The sequence below is a fragment of the Desulfotruncus alcoholivorax DSM 16058 genome (assembly GCF_000430885.1).
Taxonomy (GTDB): Bacteria; Bacillota; Desulfotomaculia; order Desulfotomaculales; family Desulfallaceae; genus Desulfotruncus; species Desulfotruncus alcoholivorax.
This window is the reverse complement of record NZ_AUMW01000020.1, coordinates 1-17,400: the sequence shown is the minus strand read 5'-3', so window position 1 is coordinate 17,400 and position 17,400 is coordinate 1. Positions and strand designations below refer to the sequence as shown.

The 17,400-nt window shown below is 46.1% G+C and carries 18 protein-coding genes and 1 pseudogene; 7 read left to right on the top strand and 12 right to left on the bottom strand.

The annotated features are described in order from the left end of the window. Positions 1 to 4 precede the first annotated feature (4 nt). Entirely contained in the window at positions 5 to 418 is a 414-nt protein-coding gene (locus H569_RS20115; protein ID WP_051273588.1) for a YidH family protein, read from the top strand. A gap of 96 nt (positions 419 to 514) precedes the next feature. Next, positions 515 to 934, top strand: a complete 420-nt coding sequence (locus tag H569_RS20110; protein ID WP_238492525.1) for a LysR substrate-binding domain-containing protein — start codon at positions 515 to 517, stop codon at positions 932 to 934. A 365-nt stretch (positions 935 to 1,299) separates the two neighbouring features. Here H569_RS20110 and H569_RS23135 read toward each other — a convergent pair whose 3' ends face one another. The 9 genes from H569_RS23135 to H569_RS0110750 form a co-directional block, all read right to left on the bottom strand. Then, the gene (locus tag H569_RS23135) at positions 1,300 to 1,428 is read right to left on the bottom strand and encodes a multicopper oxidase domain-containing protein (protein WP_257720104.1); all 129 of its coding nucleotides are present in this window, start codon (positions 1,426 to 1,428) and stop codon (positions 1,300 to 1,302) included. 206 nt (positions 1,429 to 1,634) lie between these two features. Next, the gene (locus H569_RS0110785) at positions 1,635 to 2,075 is read right to left on the bottom strand and encodes a hypothetical protein (RefSeq protein ID WP_034630301.1); all 441 of its coding nucleotides are present in this window, start codon (positions 2,073 to 2,075) and stop codon (positions 1,635 to 1,637) included. Between the two features lie 119 nt (positions 2,076 to 2,194). Beyond that, a complete protein-coding gene (locus H569_RS0110780) occupies positions 2,195 to 3,790 on the bottom strand; it encodes a methyl-accepting chemotaxis protein (protein WP_027365008.1) in 1,596 nt (531 codons plus the stop codon). A 72-nt stretch (positions 3,791 to 3,862) separates the two neighbouring features. Then, positions 3,863 to 5,266: an HD domain-containing phosphohydrolase gene (locus H569_RS21370; protein ID WP_051273587.1), complete on the bottom strand. Its 1,404-nt coding sequence runs from the start codon at positions 5,264 to 5,266 to the stop codon at positions 3,863 to 3,865. Positions 5,267 to 5,342: 76 nt separating this feature from the next. Continuing rightward, on the bottom strand, positions 5,343 to 6,233 hold the full coding sequence (locus H569_RS0110770; RefSeq protein ID WP_027365007.1) for an alpha/beta fold hydrolase: 891 nt from the start codon (positions 6,231 to 6,233) through the stop codon (positions 5,343 to 5,345). Further along, positions 6,230 to 6,580, bottom strand: a complete 351-nt coding sequence (locus tag H569_RS0110765) for an STAS domain-containing protein (RefSeq protein ID WP_051273586.1) — start codon at positions 6,578 to 6,580, stop codon at positions 6,230 to 6,232. Before H569_RS0110765 ends, H569_RS0110770 begins: the two co-directional genes overlap by 4 nt. Positions 6,581 to 6,598: 18 nt before the next feature. Beyond that, entirely contained in the window at positions 6,599 to 7,036 is a 438-nt protein-coding gene (locus H569_RS0110760; RefSeq protein WP_027365005.1) for an ATP-binding protein, read from the bottom strand. Then, the gene (locus tag H569_RS21365; RefSeq protein WP_051273585.1) at positions 7,033 to 9,111 is read right to left on the bottom strand and encodes a SpoIIE family protein phosphatase; all 2,079 of its coding nucleotides are present in this window, start codon (positions 9,109 to 9,111) and stop codon (positions 7,033 to 7,035) included. Before H569_RS21365 ends, H569_RS0110760 begins: the two co-directional genes overlap by 4 nt. A gap of 30 nt (positions 9,112 to 9,141) precedes the next feature. Then, complete coding sequence (locus tag H569_RS0110750) at positions 9,142 to 11,607, bottom strand: sigma 54-interacting transcriptional regulator (protein ID WP_027365004.1); 2,466 nt, start codon at positions 11,605 to 11,607, stop codon at positions 9,142 to 9,144. A gap of 604 nt (positions 11,608 to 12,211) precedes the next feature. Here H569_RS0110750 and H569_RS0110745 point away from each other — a divergent pair. The 4 genes from H569_RS0110745 (at position 12,212) to H569_RS0110730 (ending at position 15,644) form a co-directional block, all read left to right on the top strand. Next, a complete protein-coding gene (locus tag H569_RS0110745) occupies positions 12,212 to 14,674 on the top strand; it encodes a heavy metal translocating P-type ATPase (protein ID WP_051273584.1) in 2,463 nt (820 codons plus the stop codon). Between the two features lie 58 nt (positions 14,675 to 14,732). Beyond that, positions 14,733 to 14,912, top strand: coding sequence for a hypothetical protein (locus tag H569_RS0110740; protein ID WP_027365002.1), 180 nt, complete (start codon positions 14,733 to 14,735; stop codon positions 14,910 to 14,912). 177 nt (positions 14,913 to 15,089) lie between these two features. Further along, positions 15,090 to 15,350: a YIEGIA domain-containing protein gene (locus tag H569_RS21360; RefSeq protein WP_238492529.1), complete on the top strand. Its 261-nt coding sequence runs from the start codon at positions 15,090 to 15,092 to the stop codon at positions 15,348 to 15,350. Between the two features lie 87 nt (positions 15,351 to 15,437). Then, positions 15,438 to 15,644 (top strand): capping complex subunit for YIEGIA, encoded by a 207-nt coding sequence (locus H569_RS0110730; RefSeq protein WP_027365000.1) that lies wholly within the window; start codon positions 15,438 to 15,440, stop codon positions 15,642 to 15,644. A gap of 53 nt (positions 15,645 to 15,697) precedes the next feature. On the opposite strand, the gene H569_RS21820 is transcribed toward H569_RS0110730, so the two are convergent. Continuing rightward, positions 15,698 to 15,871, bottom strand: coding sequence for a DUF1540 domain-containing protein (locus H569_RS21820; RefSeq protein ID WP_081410975.1), 174 nt, complete (start codon positions 15,869 to 15,871; stop codon positions 15,698 to 15,700). Positions 15,872 to 16,179: 308 nt separating this feature from the next. On the opposite strand from H569_RS21820, the pseudogene H569_RS22230 reads away from it, so the two are divergent. After that, positions 16,180 to 16,389: pseudogene (locus tag H569_RS22230) on the top strand (hypothetical protein); the annotation flags it as partial. A gap of 69 nt (positions 16,390 to 16,458) precedes the next feature. Here H569_RS22230 and H569_RS0110720 read toward each other — a convergent pair. After that, the gene (locus tag H569_RS0110720) at positions 16,459 to 16,794 is read right to left on the bottom strand and encodes a hypothetical protein (protein WP_027364999.1); all 336 of its coding nucleotides are present in this window, start codon (positions 16,792 to 16,794) and stop codon (positions 16,459 to 16,461) included. A gap of 293 nt (positions 16,795 to 17,087) precedes the next feature. Then, a partial coding sequence (locus H569_RS20090) for a transposase (RefSeq protein WP_157833515.1) occupies positions 17,088 to 17,400 on the bottom strand: 313 nt, incomplete at its 5' end.

Below are 17,400 nucleotides of genomic sequence, written 5' to 3'. Positions count from 1 at the left end.
AGAATTGAATAGGAAGGATAATGAAGATAGATATCGCCAAACAGGCGAACGGCAGCATATACAAGAACATCTAGCGAACGAGCGAACTTTCCTGTCCTGGATCCGTACTTCTGTAGCCATTTTGGCCTTTGGTTTTGTAATTGAAAAATTTTCGGCATATTTACGGTTCTTGGAATATCAGGACAGCATGTTTTCCACTCCGGCTAGAGGGGTGGCAGATTATCTGGGAGTGGCTTTTAGCATAATGTCAGGGTTGGTTGTAATCCTGGCTGCCGCCCGTTACCGGCAAACTCGTTCCCAGATTGATCAGGGTACATACCGTCCTTCAATTACGGCTGACTTGTTGCTGGCTGCCACGTTATTATTAGTCACGGTATTGGTAGTGATTTATCTGTTACGCACACCTCTTCCCTTTTGATTCTTTGAGTGCGTAGCCCGGGAAGAGGAGCATGAAAAGCGCTTCCGGGTGCCCGGGGGACACCCTCCGCTCCCTCCGCAGGATCGTAAACATGTTTTGCTTCCCATAGACCATCCCCTGGCTGGCAAGGAGTTTATCTTAATTGATGAACGTGCGGCGTTGCCTTTTATCTTGAGAGAACAAGGGTCGGGTACAAGGAAGATAACCGAAGATAGATTAAAGGAAGCAGGTATAAATCTATCTGAATTAAACGTGGTTATGGAATTAGGAAGTACCGAAGCAGTAAAGGAGGCTGTGGAAGCCGGGTTTGGCGCAACAATTATTTCTAAATGGGCAGTACAAAAAGAATTGAAGTTGGGTACTCTCGTTTCGGTTAAAGTCAAGGAGGTTTCTCTAGTAAGGAAGTTTTCTGTAATTTATAATAAAAACAAGTTCCAAACACCGGTAGTGAAGGAATTCATATCTTTTCTGAGTTCGGTTTGCTCGGTCGGATTTGGGACTCCTCACCGGAACTGACGTTATGTGAAAAAGCCGGGGTTGGCACGTTTCCTGATCGTCTCACCCCCGAAAGTTTTTATGAAAGCATGGCAAAACACCCCCAGGGTCTTTTTGCTTTGAACGAGCTGGGCGGCTGGCTGGGATCGCTTAACCGCAGCTATTCTATATGATTCAAACAGGATATTACTGAGCTCTACGACTGCCCGGTAGAGTTTAGACGAACCGCAAAGATTCCAAGGGTAGAAACCAGTTCTCATCTCTGAGGTATTCCACATTATCACCTGTTGATATTTTTACTTACAAAATAGCATATATTTACCACAAAACAAGTGTTCGTAAAACCTTTGACTAAAGCCATCTAAAAACCAGCCTATTTACTCGGGCTAAAGCCCGGTAACTTGCGGCGGGTTAAAATTTCTGTCAAAATAAGCGCCCGGGTCAATTTTCGGCAACGGCTCCACATCCGGCACGCCGTCCATGACGTTGGGAACATCCAGGCCATGCCAGTGAATACTAGTTGTTATGTAATTTGTTGGCGGGTGATGGTCGATTAAGTTTTACTAGTTTGACCGAATGGCTTTTAATTTTTATTTTAATTCGCTGCCGTGCGCGCAGATTTAACAAATTTGCTTGGCCTAAAAGCTATGAAAGTATTAAGCCAACCTGATCAGGGAATCATGCGGGTTGGCTTAATACTTTAGGTCATCTGTTTTTACTACTATTTGGTTTCCAGGCCCATCATGGATCTTATCCGCTGGTCCTTCATCATAGCTACCAGCGTGTCCTTCATGGCCGGGTCGGCCATAATGTCAATCATTGGCTGGCGCATGGCCGGGTCCGACATGATCTTCACCATGTCAGCTCGAGTCTCTTTGTTGCTCATAATGCCGACCATGTTCTTTTGCATTTCAGGCGAGTGCATCATGTTCATTAGCGCCGGCTGCATCTGCTGGGAGCTCATAATATTGCTCATGGAACTTCTGGTTTCCTGGGAACTCATGGCGCTGGCCATCTCATTGGGGTTCCCGTTAATTGCTTTAATCATGTCACCCGAATTCATCATTTGGGAAGAGGATTTGGAGCTGGAACACCCGGAGGAAACCAGCACAATTAACGCGAGAACAGTTAAGAATAATACCAACTTGCTATTACTTCTCACAACAATCTCTCCTTAATATAAAATTTTAAGTTTAATCGGGGACTAAATTTTATTATCACTCCTTTCATGAAATGATCTAAAAAATTATAGGCCCGCATTAACAATGAGAAATTTTTAACCTAAGCCAGCTTAAACCGCCCGGCAAGTGAGTCCAATTCTTCAGCCATCCTGGACAGATTCTGTGTGGTGGAAGATAATTCATCCATTGTAGCTGTCTGTTCCTCGGACGCTGCCGCCACGTTTTGCACAGCTGAGGCAGTATTCTCAATTGTCGTGTTCACCGACTGGATATCTCCCGCCAGCCCCTGGACGGCTGCAATGATCTTTTCAAATGTTTTACCGACATTTTTGACTACCTCCGTGCCGGCATCTACTTTAGCTGTTCCATCCTCCATAACCTGGACCGCCCTTTGGACATCTTGCTGAATGTTCATAATGAGGGTGTAAATTTCTTTCGCCGCGCCGGCAGACTGTTCGGCTAATTGCCTCACTTCTTCGGCTACCACCGCAAACCCCCGGCCGTGTTCTCCTGCCCTGGCAGCCTCGATGGCGGCATTTAAAGCTAGTAAATTTGTCTGGTCGGCAATCTGGGTAATTAGTTCCACGATCTGTGATATTTGGGCGGCGGAATCGTGCAAATCATTAATTGCCTGGCTGGTGACATGGGTAGCTTTTTGAATCCCCGCTATCTGGAAAGTTACATTTTCTAGGCCATTACTGCCTTCCCTGGCAAAGCCGTCAGCCTGGGTGGAAACGTCAGAAATACGCTGGACATTCGCTGTGATCTGCTCCATATTGCCTGCTACCTGGCTGATGGCTGAGGCGGTTTCCTCAGACCCTGCGGTAACGGCCTCAGTGCCGGCGGTTAATTCGGCGGCGGATGAAGCCACCATTTGAGATTTGGCTTGAAGTTCCCCGGCGATTTCCTTTAGATTTGCCAGCATGATGTTAAAGGACTGCGCCAGATCTCCGGTCTCGTCTTTGGTTCGAAGATTAATCTTTTTGCCGGTAAGGTCGCCGGCGGCAATTTTGGCCGCTTCAGCATTAATCAGACGGATCGGGCCGGTTATCATGCGGGCAAATATGTAGGCGAAGATCAATCCCAGGATAATCATTATAGCCACCAGGGCTATCGAGATCCGAATTGTTTGTTTGACTTTGCTCAAGTTTTGACTGTTTACGTCTGATAGCTGCGACTCGAAATACTTTCCAAGCTCCTCTCCTGCAGCGGTAAGATTTTCAACCGTTTTTCCTTTTGTATGGGATAACTCCATCAATTGCTCTTCAATAGCTATACGATCGCTTCCCCTAGAGTCTTCCCGGGCCTTGACCAAACGAAATGCTTCTTCGCCGTACTGTTTAAAGGCGAAAATTCTCGTTTGCAAATCAGCCATGATCTGCTTCTCTTTTTTCGTCTTTAACAGAGAAACAACCTTATCCACGTAATTATCCCCATCTTTGATTGCTTGTTGATATTGGCTGATATGTTCCGGTTTACCGGAGATGATATAACCTCTTACGTTGGCAGCGGCTTCATTATATTGCGCCAGGGCGGCTTCCATCCAGGCGTAAGCGTAAGCTTTTTGATTTATCAGCTGGTCGTAATCATTTGCTGTGTTTTTGATTTGATAAACAAGATACAGGCAGGCGGCCAGCGCCAGCAGTAAAACAACTGTGCAAGCAAACATTAGTTTACTCATGATGCTAAACTTCACATATATCCCCCCCAATTTCAATTATGGTTTAAAACGTATATGCTCATATGTAAAATGCTTTAATTCACTGTGTTATTTTTGCATGATGGGCTCAATTAAACCTTGCTTATCAGCTAATATAAACGCATTCACCACCCGGCTATCCAATTGGGTTCCCGCTGCTTTAACCATTATACTGATGGCTTCATCCTTACTTTTTGGGGGCCTGTAGACACGATTGCTGGTGATAGCGTCAAAAGTATCTGCAACCGCCAGGATCCTGGCCTCGAGAGATATTTCCTCCCCGTCTTTTCCCAGTGGATAGCCTTTACCGTCCATCCTTTCATGGTGCTCTGATATTCCCCTCAAAACTTGCAGCCTTTCGATGGGTTCAAGGATTTCCGCCCCTTTTACCGGGTGCAGTTTGATCATTTCCCTTTCTGCTGATGTGAGAGGCCCGTCTTTATTTAAAATGCTGTCCGGCACAGCTATTTTTCCTATATCATGCAGCAATCCGGAGATTCGCACATTATCTTTTAATTCTTTATCCACTACCATTACCTGGCAGATTGCACAGGCATATTCGGCCACCCGTTCGGAATGGTTAAAGGTATATTTGTCCCTTCCATCCAGTGCACGTGCAATTGCGGTAATCGTTTGGTTTAGTAACTTTTCAATATCCTGATAAGGCTGGCGTACTGTATTTCCAAAAAGCACATGAAACATAAAGGTATAAGATACAAGTTTATAAAGATGTCCCAGTAAATTAAAGTTTTCGCCGGCGCTGGAATGAAAGGCCAGAGCGACCTCGCCAAAGATGCTGGTAATCATTCCACAAAGCAAAAAAACAAAGAATTTCTCTCCTGTTTTTTTGGCATACTGCCAGAAAAAAAATATAGCCAGTAGAAGTAAAAACACAATAAAACCGCTGAGTAAAGTCTCATTTGTTATAAATGGTATCCTTTGCATCAAAGGTGAGTAATAACTAACAAACAGCAAGATAATACCAGAGGTCAATATTGCTACACCAAAGCTAAAACGTCTGGTAAACTTTATTTTATAATTGGTATTTGCAACCAGGCTACTAAGCAATAAGGCTCCCGCCCCCAGCAGTCTGGTGAAGACCATAAACCAAACCGCTTTTTGATTAGAGCTATCAGTTAAAAATTGCGGCATGCCGGGAAAAGATAACACGTGAAAAAGTTTCAATAAACCGATAGCTAAAAATGAACTGCCCAAAATTTGGAGATAGCCTTGGCTGTATTCATAGGTATACCACAATGTCAGTGCGATTGTGAACGACATAACTATGCTTAAAAATTCAATAATTATATAAAATATTACATATGTTGTCGAAAAATTCAATAAGTGAGCCGTCAAAAACAAAATAATTGAACATACTACAACTAAGGTCAGCAAGTTTGCTTCCAAGACATTCTGGAAATTACGTCCTTTCCTTTTATCTAAAAACAACCGTGAAAAGTTAAGGTTACCCATGCCATATCCCCCAAAAGAACAGCTAATCAGTAAAAGAACACCAAAAGAACAAACTGGTTCATTTGATTAGTTTTAATCACGAAGTTTTTATGAACTGATAAATCTTTGTCAAGACAGCATCCGGTTGTTCCTCAGTGAGAAAATGTCCTGCTTCAGGCAAACGCAGAGTTGGCTGATGATTCGGCAATAACCTTTCGATATCATCAATTAGAGCCGGGGGACTGGAAGGATCTTTGAGTCCCCAAATAATCTGCGTCGGTACCTGCCAACCGTTAAGAGCCTGTCCTGTTTTAAGCAGCAGTTGGTAAACCGGATCAGTTTTCAATATTGGAATTTGTCTTACTGTAATAAGCTGCGCCTTGCGCTCCCGCCAGAACCTGTAGGGATATTTTATCCCTCTACGGGCTTGTGCGCCAAAAGCCTTGCCATTCACAAAAGCCAAAGGCATTACTACATTTTGCATCAAATTAAATCCCTGTACCATTAACTCTCCCAGCCAGGGCAGCCGTAAAGGCCACAAAACAAGGTAGGACCAGGGCGGTATGTATTTGTTTAAGCCCCAAACAGCCGGCACAGAGGCTCTGGTATTTAAAACCACAAGGCGTTTTACCAGTTGTTTATGCCCGGCTGCCCAGCTAAGGCCTATGATTCCTCCGATATCATGGCTTATCAGAGTTATATCTGTAAGGCTCATCTTTTCAACAAAAAGAGAAAACCTCTTTAATTGGGCCTGCAAACTATAGTCTGCAGTAACGGGTTTGTCTGACAGACCAAACCCGAGAAAATCGGGTACAATGCAGCGATAGTCCCGGCTTAGCTGCCGGACAAAGTTCCGGTACAGATAACACCAGGTCGGGTTGCCGTGCAGCATTAGCAAAATCTCGCCCCGGCCCTCGTCGAGATAGTGTATTTTATGGCCCTCTATTTCAATAAAAAGTGATTTAAAGTCAAAATCATCAAGTTTCACTTGCTTTCTCCCAAAGCTTGTGTTTCATCCCGGAATATTTTTATATATTTAGGCAGGCCAACCATATGAAAAACTTTTTCATAATGCGGTTTTAAATTGAATACTACAATGTTCTGCCCTTCTTTGCGGGCTTCCGATATGATGCCAATTAGAATTGCCAGGCCTGAGCTGTTGATATTACCGACCTCGCTAAAATTATACAGCACCCTGTTAAAGCCCTGTTTTGAAGCTTGCTGGTAAGCTTTTAACATCTCTTCTTCAGCCTGCTTGTTCAAATCGCCTGCCAGATCAAGAATAACGGTTCCGTTAGCTACCACACGCTGCCTGATAGTCAGTAAATTAATCAAAAGCAATAACTCCTTTCTCTATGAACGTTTGATAACCAGCCTGATGACATTGTATCGGCCCGCCTTCCTAAATTCCAAGCCATCTACCAACTGGCGCATCAGGTAAAGACCCCAGCCGCGTTTTTTACCGGTCCCCGCAATGCGTTCCTCCAGATTTGGCTGTTTTAATCCCAAACCGGTTGGGAGGTGCTCCCGGCCGTAATCCTGAACTTCTATTTGAAGCCCCGTGGAAGTTTCGGTGATGGTAACCAGCACTGCTGCATTCTTTATACCGCGATTGCCGTGTTCAATGGCGTTGATGCACGCTTCCTGCACTGCCGTGCACAGATCCTCCACGCGCTCGGCAGTAAACCCGGTATTCCTTGCCATTTCACCCGCTGCGCTGAGCACGATTTTTTCATAGCCCAAGATGCTGGGGATTGTTATTTGCACAGTTTCTTGCGGCCATTTTTTCATTGATTTTCCTCCCCGTGCTCAGCTTTACTCTGGATGGCTACCATTGTAATATCATCGTATTGTGCCGAACCGCCGGTATAAGCTGCAACCTCATTGAGCAGCAGATCAATCAGGAGGTCGAGTTCCCGTGGGGCAGATCTGGCCAGTTCCTCCAGACGGGGAAAACCAAAAAAATCTCCCTTTTGATCCGTTGCCTCCACTAAACCGTCACTGTAAAAAAGCAACATTTCGGATGGTTTTAAATAGACATCAATCTCATCATATTCGATATCAGAGAAAACACCCAGTGGGAATCCGGTAATATCCAGGTAATTTGCCGTTCCAGTCAGCGGGTTGATCAATAAGGGAGCCGGTCCTCCGGCATTGGCTATCCGGCAGCGATGCTCCCGGATGTCCAGAATAGCATAAGTCATGGTTAGAAACATCCGGGGCGGCATCATCCGCTTTAACAGCTGATTAAGCCGCATCAGCGCCTGCCCCGGAGAGGGATGCCCCTTCGCCGCGGTATGCAAAATACTGATGGATACCGCCATCATTAATGCAGCCGGTACACTTTTCCCGGCAACATCTCCAACGGCGACACCAATCTTTCCATCACCGAGAGGTATAAAATCGTACAGATCTCCTCCTACTTCTTTAGCCGGAGAAGCCCAAGCACGCATCGTCCAGCCTGCCACAAGCGGTGGTTTTTCCGGGAGAAAACTTTGCTGTACCAGCCGGGCCAGTTCCAATTCATCTGCGATTATCTGCTGGGCCAGTTTTAATTCATTGTAGGCTTGCTCCAGCTCGGCGGTGCGCCTGCGGACTTTGTCCTCCAATCCGGCGGTTAATTCCTGGATAGCCGCCTCACGGCCGGCCAATCCCTGCACCATTTCGTTAAAGCCTGTTCCCAAAACGGCGAATTCATCCGTGCTGGTGTAATATAACTTTGTTGTGAAATCACCCTCCCGGACGTTTTTCATGCCCTCAACAAGTAAGCGAATGGATTCAGACAGGTATTTCGATGTTAAAAAGCCAACAGTCGCAGCATTTAAAATACCAATACCCGCTAATAAAAAGATGACCCATTGGATGTATTTTATACTACTGACAACCTCGCTGGTGTGTATCGCCTGCACCACCAATGCTTCACCGGACGGTGTCCAGGCATAACCCACCAGCGCCGATATGTCTTCCCAATAAAACCAGCCATACTCTTTTTTTTGAACCTCTTTTGCCAGGCGCTGCAAATCAATTATCTTTACTTTTCGATTGGAATAAAGAAGATTATTGTTTTTGTCGATCAACAAAAGATGCCGGTTCATTGTTGTGGGCAAAGTGCGCAAATAACGATAATTTTCTTGCCGGAGAATAGATTCGCCGGCCATTGCCAGGTCCAGAGCGCTTGCAGCCAGGTAATTGCCGGTCTTTTCACGGTCTGCCAGGTCCAGCTTGTACCAGCTGATGCTTGTAATAACGAGCAGGGGAGGAATACCAAGCAACAAAAATGCCAGCATTATTTTTTGTCTTATGTTGATGCGCAGCCGGTTTGCTTCAGCATTTGCCGGCAACCGCCCGGCCAGTTGAAAAAATGGCAAAAATATGCGCCTGACCAATGTTTGGGCCAGAAAAATTTTAACCAGCGCATGGCCAATGCATAAATATGCATTGACGAGAACAAATATGGTAGCTTCGCCTAATGAAAAAACATGGGTAACTTTAGTTTGGTATAGCAGATAGATACCCGGTATCACTGCTACAAAAATGGTATGCCCGAATAATATTCTCAAAAAAAACAATATGGGTAATTTTTTTAGAAGCGATATTGTATTTATATCGTCAAACTGATTGCATTGGCCGTCGAGCACGGGCTCAAATCCAATGCCAATCGGCTTAAGCAGACGCCCTACTAAATAGAAATCAGACAATGCTGCTAACAAGAGCCCTGTAACGAAACCTGAGAATAAATGCCAATACCCTTCCGGGCTGGAAGGAAAAATAACTATGTAAGTTGGTATTCCAATGATCAATAGGGTAATAAGTCCTAAGATTGTTTGTTTGATTTCTATAGCAAAAAATCTCTTAACAACGGACATAAACGATATACTCCTTACCTGCCAGAATTACTATCGTTCCACCAGCAGCAGAAACATAACACCGGTGTAGAATACGGATAAGGTAGTAATAGTAACAAATAAATTTTTTTCTTTCCCCTTTAAATCTTTGCGCACAAACAGCAGGCAAACCAAAGTCAGCATAAAACTGCCGGTCAGAATTAGGATGCGCAGCAGGCCAAGCAGTGAAATCAGGATCAATTGTTTTTCAGACACATCAGGCATTAAATGGTGCAGATAAAGTTGAAGATTTGGCAGCATGGGTACGAACTGTAGTTGATAGGCAAAATGAGCTCCCCAAACCAATGGAACCAAACAAAAAAAGGAGCGGATGAATGGAAGAGAATCTTCTGAGTTTAAACGTTTCCGAATCAAAAACCAAACGGCGAAAGCTGCCAGGCATACCGTTCCCCAATAAAAAGCGGAAAAGCCTGCAATATTCTGTGGTATATTTATACCCCGCTTTTCATAATACCCGATCGGTATCAGTAATGACGCAAAAACCAGTACAAAGACCGCCAGCCCGCGATTAATGTGACTGGTTTGCCAAATTTCCCTGGCGGGCGGGCGGATATTCAATCGAATAGCGTCGTTGGGGCAGTTTAGAACGCATTTAAGGCATAACTTACAGGCTACATTATTATCTACGAATGAAAGATGTTGGAACAATGGACAACCCTGGTGCTGTCCGGTTCCTTTATAACAGTTATAGGTGGTACATTTATGACGGCAGATATCAACGTTGGAACGCAATTCAACCGGTGCGCCCATAGAACAGATACTGACCATCCCCCCCAGGGGGCATAAATGACGGCACCATGTATGGCGGGGGTAAAGTATGGCTGCGGTAACAGCACCCAGTGTAATCGTCAGCAGCAATAATCCCGTTGCCACCGGGGAATGGCGCATATCTGAAATCTCTTCGACCCAGAAAATTGAAGCAAACAGGAAAGAGATTATGATATAGTCGTATTTTTTGACAAACTGAGGTATCGGGCGGTTCAAACTTTTTAAGCTTTGCCCGATGCTCGCTGTACCCGCAAAAGGGCAAATCGAACAGGTTAACCGGCCTGCCAGAGCGGCAGACAAAAGCAACAACGGCCAGCCCAGGGACCAGGCTGATAATAAAACAACAGAACCCAGCAAATTTTGACTGTCTAAAAAGGCAGCAGCAATAAATATCAAGAGTCCCACAGACAAAGCCAGCTGCGGCAAGCGCGGGTAAAATTCTTTTTTGATCAATTGTTTAACGGAATTGTATTGCAGTAGATTCAGCGCCACACCCGAAGTGTCGGCAACTATACCGGTAAAAACATGTTCGGCCGCTATTACTTCGCCATCAGCCAAAACCATGGCCCGCTCCAGAATTTCTTCCAGTTCGGCAACATTGGCCTGGGTATATTTATACGTTAATAACTTCTCCTGAGCTTCCCGGTTTAGAATTGGAACCGGGCAATCATGTTTTTTTGCTAACTTGGCCAGAATAGACTTGGTTAAAAGCGGCAAATCCCGCATTCGGTCACGTAAAGGGGGCAGAACTACCGGATTTGAGAATAGCCGGGTAAGAACTTCCGCTTCCAATTCATTATCAAGGAATTGCGGGCTGAGGGGCTCCTGAGAAGTAGCCATTATTCGGACGTCCATAAAATTGTTTTCTAAAAAGGCGGCCAGTCTGATCATCACCAATGGGCCTAACCGGTCTACATCTTTTAGTAATAAACTGCCGCCCAATGCCAATTCCAGGTAACCAAACCTGAAAAGGCCACCCGCCTGTGGAAAACTGTTCATACTGCCAAATAAACGCTCACCTAAATCATCTTCTATCATTTCAGAACATTCTACTACGATAAATGGCTGCCGGCTTCTCGGGCCTGCCTGGTGGATCAGCCAGGCCAGCAATTCTTTGCCTGTCCCCTTTTCACCTACCAGATAGACCGGCTCGTTATTGATAGCCATATCAGCAATGTGTTGCCGGGCTTGTTTCATTGCCTGGTGGTTACCGGCCAATTCTACATGTTTGTTTCTTTTCTCTTCAGTTAACAGGCGAGCATAAACACTTTCCCGTTTGCGGGCATCCCAAACCTTTTGATAAGATTCCTGCAATCTTTGGGAAAGAGAATTTATCAGATCGTGAGAAAAATCCATAGAAAGCTTAAACAGTTCAAGAAAGTCTTCCTGAGACAACGCGACTGCCTTAACCTGCTCCAGGGCGATTAACTGAAAGCCCGCAGTTTCGCTGAACCCAAACGCTGTTTCTATAATAGGCTCGCCAGGCTCGATAACGGTCAGGACAATACCGGGGTTATCCCTGTCGCTATAGGATAGCTGTAACCGCCCGCTAAGCAGAAAGAAGAATTTTTTATCCGTTTCGGTACTTTCTACGGTCAGGGTTTCCCCGGCATTTATTTCATACAACTGTCCACGTGCCAAAACAGGATTAAGTAGGCTTTGCGATTCAACCAGGCTTTTTATAAACACATCTTCACAACTCCTTGGGAATACCCTTAAAACTATCAGCCGTAAAGCAACCATCGTACATAATTTACGTTATTCTTAATTTACGTTATTCTTAGCGGATAACTTATTTTAGGACATATTTTCAAAATATATAATTTTAAAGTCGAATTAGCAAAGAATTCCACGGAATTGACCGAAAATCCTTTCTCGTTGTTCTAGTTTTTATTTACAAAAATGTAACCAAATTGCGCCGTCAGGTCTATGGTAGTACACGCTAAATAGTGCGTAAAAGGAACCAAAAAAGTAAAAAGCCGGGTGGATTATTAACCGGCAAATAGGAAAATTTGTTAAGGTGGAAGAGCAATTGCATGAAAGCACATAGCTTTTAAGTTGCTAATACGTTAGATATTAAATATAAAGTTCACAAAACGAACTCAAAATGTTATTATTTTACAAGATTAATCATTATAATTTTGTTATACTTTTGTGACAGTTTTGATATATTTATCCACCATAATATATAGTGGGAACTGGGAATTGCCCCGGCTTACCGGGGTATCTTATTTAATAATGCTTTGTTAAAGACTTTTTTAAAAAATCTTTATTAGTTCGGAGGGGTTTTTATATGGCAGACATTCAAGCAGTTACAACCCGGCCTGAACCGGCAGGATTAAAGAAACTAACAGTTAAAATAGCCGGAATGAGCTGCGCAGCCTGTGCCGCCCGCATTGAAAAAACGCTTGCAAAAATACCCGGCGTCGAGAGTGCCGGGGTAAACTTCGCGGCTGAAACCGCCACAGTGGATTATCTCTCTGAGTTGGTAAGTCCTGAGAATATTTTAGACAAGATCAAGGAAGCCGGTTACCGGCCGGTGACAGGACGCACAGAATTGAAACTTTCCGGAATGAGCTGCGCAGCCTGCGCCGCCAGGATTGAAAAAGGCCTTAACAAACTGCCCGGTGTCACCCGGGCGGCGGTGAACTTCGCCACGGAAAAGGCCGTGGTGGAATTCAACCCGGCGGAAATCGATGTGCCGCAGATTAAAAAAGCTGTGGCCGATATAGGATATAAGGCTTCCGAGGTGGACGACAAAACCACGGCTGACCTGGAGCGGGAAGAGAGGGAAAGGGAAATCCGGCGGCAAAAGTTCCTGGTGATTTTTTCCGCTTTTTTTTCCGCTCCACTGGTGGTCTACATGCTGGCAATGGTTTTGAACTTGCGCGGCGTGGTCCCGGCACTTTTCTTCAACCCGTACTTCCAGTTTACCCTGGCTACTCCGGTTCAGTTTATAGCTGGGGCCAACTTTTACAAGGAAGCTTACGTGGCCCTGCGGGGGCGGAGCGCCAACATGTCGGTGCTGGTGGCCCTGGGAACCACCGCTGCCTACCTGTACAGCGTCGCTGCAACTTTTTTTGCCGAGCGGATAGGAAATGTGGAAGTTTATTACGAAACCGGGGCCATTATCATCACCCTGGTCCTGCTGGGCAAAACCCTGGAGACCATCGCCAAGGGGAGGACCTCGGAAGCCATTAAAAAACTGATCGGCCTTCAGGCCAAAAACGCCCGTGTCATCAGGAGCGGCCGGGAGATGGAGATACCCGTGGAGGAAGTGGAAGTGGGGGATCTGGTGGTGGTCCGGCCCGGCGAAAAAATACCGGTGGATGGAGTAGTGAAAGAAGGCTATTCCACGGTGGACGAATCCATGCTCACCGGTGAAAGCGTACCGGTGGATAAAAAGGCCGGGGATGAGATAATCGGAGCTACTATTAACAAGCTGGGCACGTTCAAGTTTGAGGCCACCAAGGTGGGTAAGGACACCGCCCTGGCCCAGATCATCAAAATCGTGGAGGAGGCCCAGGGTTCCAAAGCGCCGATCCAGCGCATGGCTGACGTGATATCCGCCTATTTCGTGCCGGCTGTGGTTGCTTTAGCCCTGGTTACATTTCTCTCCTGGTTCTACTATGGCGCGCCCGGCGATTTCACCAGGTCTTTGTTGAACTTCACCGCCGTTCTGGTGATTGCCTGCCCCTGCGCTCTGGGCTTGGCCACGCCAACATCGATCATGGTGGGCACCGGCAAAGGAGCCGAAAACGGCATCCTGATTAAAAGTGGCGAATACCTGGAAAAGGCCCATAAACTGACAGCCATCATTCTGGATAAAACCGGAACCATCACCAGGGGGGAGCCCGCATTAACGGACCTGATCCCGGCGCCGGAGTATCGCGGGTATGATAAAGTCTTGCTACAGCTGGCCGGCAGGGCGGAGAAGAATTCCGAGCATCCCTTGGCCCAGGCCATTGTGAACTACGCAAAAGAAAAAGGCGCCGTTTTAAATGACCCGCAGCAGTTCAAAGCGATCCCCGGCCACGGGGTGGTGGCGGAAATCGAAGGCGGCACAGTTCTGCTGGGCACCAGAAAATTAATGCAGGAGCACAATATTGACATATCCGGTCTGATTACAGAGGTCGAAAACCTTGAAGAACAGGGCAAGACCGCTATGCTGATGGCGTTTGGTGGCAAGCCGGCGGCTGTTATCGGTGTCGCGGACACCATTAAAGAAAATTCGAAAGAAGCTATCAGACGTTTAAAGGAAATGGGTCTGGAGGTTTGGATGCTTACAGGGGACAACCGGCGCACCGCCGAAGCCATTGCCCGGCAGGTTGGAATTGAGAATGTGCTGTCGGAGGTACTTCCGGAGGACAAAGCGCAGCAGGTTGAAAAGCTGCGCGGGCGGGGCAAGGTAGTGGGCATGGTGGGGGACGGTATCAACGACGCCCCGGCCCTGGTCACCGCCGATGTCGGATTCGCCATCGGCACCGGCACGGACGTGGCCATTGAAGCGGCAGATATTACCCTGATGAGGGGGGATTTAAGGGGCATTGTGGCCGCCATCAGGCTCAGCCGGGCCACCATCAAGAATATCAAGCAGAACCTTTTCTGGGCGCTGGTATATAACACTGTAGGCATCCCTGTGGCGGCCCTGGGCTTTCTCAACCCGGTGATCGCCGGAGCGGCAATGGCCTTCAGTTCTGTGTCGGTGGTGACCAATGCCCTCAGGCTGCGGCGCTTCAAGCCGGGGTTGTCATAAAAGTTGTCATAGAAATTGATATTTAGTTTCTTCAATAATTTCAAAGGAGATGATTTATATGGAGGAGATTCTCAGGACATACAGTCCCTGGCTGCTCTTCGGTGTCTTAATGTTTTTCATGATGCGCCGCGGCGGCTGCTGCGGCAGTCATACCGGGCATAACAACAAAAGTGACCATGACCACGCGGATGACTATCAAAAGGATTCTTCCACTACTAAGAAAAGAGGTTGCCACTAAATTGGATAGGGAGATACAAACGTTATTAGCAAAACCACAGTAGCCAGCACCAAGTTTCAGCCAGGTGCTGGCTACTGTTATGCTTAAATGCAAAACCTTTAAAAAAAGTGGAAAATGGTGGGCGATATTGCTGATGTACGGCCCGGCAGGGTGGAAGTGAAGGGTTCCTAATTGTATGTGGACGATGTTTATGTGACCAATACACTGGGCACGGAAAACGCCCGGAAACTGTTTGCCAAAGAGGGGATCGCCGCCGTTATTTATCCCAGAGAAGAAAACTTTCGTATCGCCCTGGATAACTTCGGCCAGCGGCAGGCCATTATTTTTGAGGCCACCAGGGCACTGGGATTGAAGCGTTACCATTTCACCCGCAAAGATTATAAGCAAGGACGGATAATTATCACCCTGGTTCAATCACCGGCAATGTGGAGAATTTAATCCAATCCATTAAAAATACGCCGCTTTGGGAAAGCGTTAAAAAAAGCCATGCCGTATTAAAAACAAACCTGGTGGGGAGGGAATAGCATGGGACAGGAGTCATCCGGGCGGCCGGACCCGCAAATTCTGGCCGTGGTCACTTTAAATAAAGAGCGGGTACTGGGCGGCAACCAGCTAACCCTTCTGGCGCAAAACAATGAGGAACAAAAGACCATGACCCTGGACCTGGCCAAAGCCATGAAGTCGGAAGTGATGCAGATGAAATCAGGGGATTACTTAGTGATGCGGGTATAAAATCTTTGATAAAAATAACCCCCGCTGTCCGTGAGGGTTATTTGTCAGTATACTTACCCGCAACAACCACCTTTATGCCGCTTGGGCCTGAAGGTATTGCAGCAGGTTCCATCTGACGTTTCCACCTTGTTATCGCCGCTGGACCGAACCTCGATACCATCCGCATGGCATTCATGGGCATCATTATAATGGCATTCCTCACACATACATTTCATTACTCTGGACATACCTGCACCCCCATTACACTTTTGATAATAATAACTCTTAATATATTATCCCTTGTCAAGTTGCAAGATATGAAGTTAATTTTTTACAACCCTGGCTCCCAATTTAAAATTCCCCTTTTTTTAATTAGACTCCAGTAAGTGTAAAAAATAAAACTTTTTTTGCGGTAGAAAAAGTTACTGTCGACTATGGTCCTGACCGGGTAGGAGTGGACAAACTGGTCAAAACCGTGGTTGAACTGGGCTATCAAGTCCAATGTGGCAGGTGGATTTAAAAATCAACGGTATGACTTGCGCCGTCTGCGCCGCTCTGGGCATTAATTTACAATACTCTGGGCATGCCCGTGGCTGCCCTGGGGTTTCTGTCACCAGTATTGGCCGGTGCCGCAATGGCCTTCAGTTCGGTTTCCGTTGTGTCCAACGCCCTTAGACTAAAGCATTTTGACCCGTATCAGGACTTTCGAAGAAAAGAACGGATGGCTTATCGTCTAATGCCGGCACCGGCCCGGCGGCTCAAGTAAATGGCTATGGCATGGATTAATAAACCCGGGTGCCAGCCACCCGGGTTTATTAACAACAAAAACTATCTTTTACTTGGCCTGGGATCCATCGGCATACCCTGAACCCATCATGCCGCCATAGCCGCCGTTAGAGCCGCCCATCATACCCATGCCATACTTGTTATGAAAGTCCCGCATGTAGTTAAAATGCTCCTGCCAGGCTTTGGCCTGGTCTGGTGTCACTTGGCCGTTCTTTTGGGCATTATCCAGCCACTTTTGGTGCCAGTCAAACATTTGATTAAACCACTGCTGATTCTGTGTGTCCTGTCCCTGCGGTGTTTGCACTGTTACTGCCGCAAAAGCGGGAATTGCCAGAGCTAAAACCAAAATACCTGCAACGGCTAAAAGCCAAAACTTTTTGTTCACAAAAAATTCCTCCTTTAAAATATTTGCATTATTGCAGGCAGTTTAACGTCGTACCCGGGACTGTCTATGGCACCCGCCTTTACAGTTAGCCACTTGCCTTAACATCCATTGTTTTCTAAGCATTTGCTTCCCTCCTAACTAAATGTTCTATTTGTTTGTTGTTTTCTTGCTTAACTTCACTATAAACTAAACATTTTACGAAAGTATGGCATAAGTATCACGATTTTGTAACAATGATATTTATTATGTATAATATAGGGTTTGCTGAACCAATCCTAATTTCAATTAAAACACTATAATGACGGTCGAACTAAAGCTAGATTATACCGAAATAGGTGCCGCAGAAAATAGAACAAAAGAACACGGAGTCTATGCTCCAAGTTCATCACCAGGAACTGTAGACAAATCACGCTTTCGGAGGTCTCTTTCAGGCGTGCCATAATACGAGCCAAACTGTAGCGCCGCTTCCCTTCGCCGAATTTACCTTCTACAGCATTACGTTCGCTGGCATCTTGCCGTTCCAGGCGTTTTTGTTCCTTCTCTATCTCTTTGTTAGCCGGTGGTCTCCCTAGCTTTGGTCCACTGAGCCGTATGCCATGTTGTTCG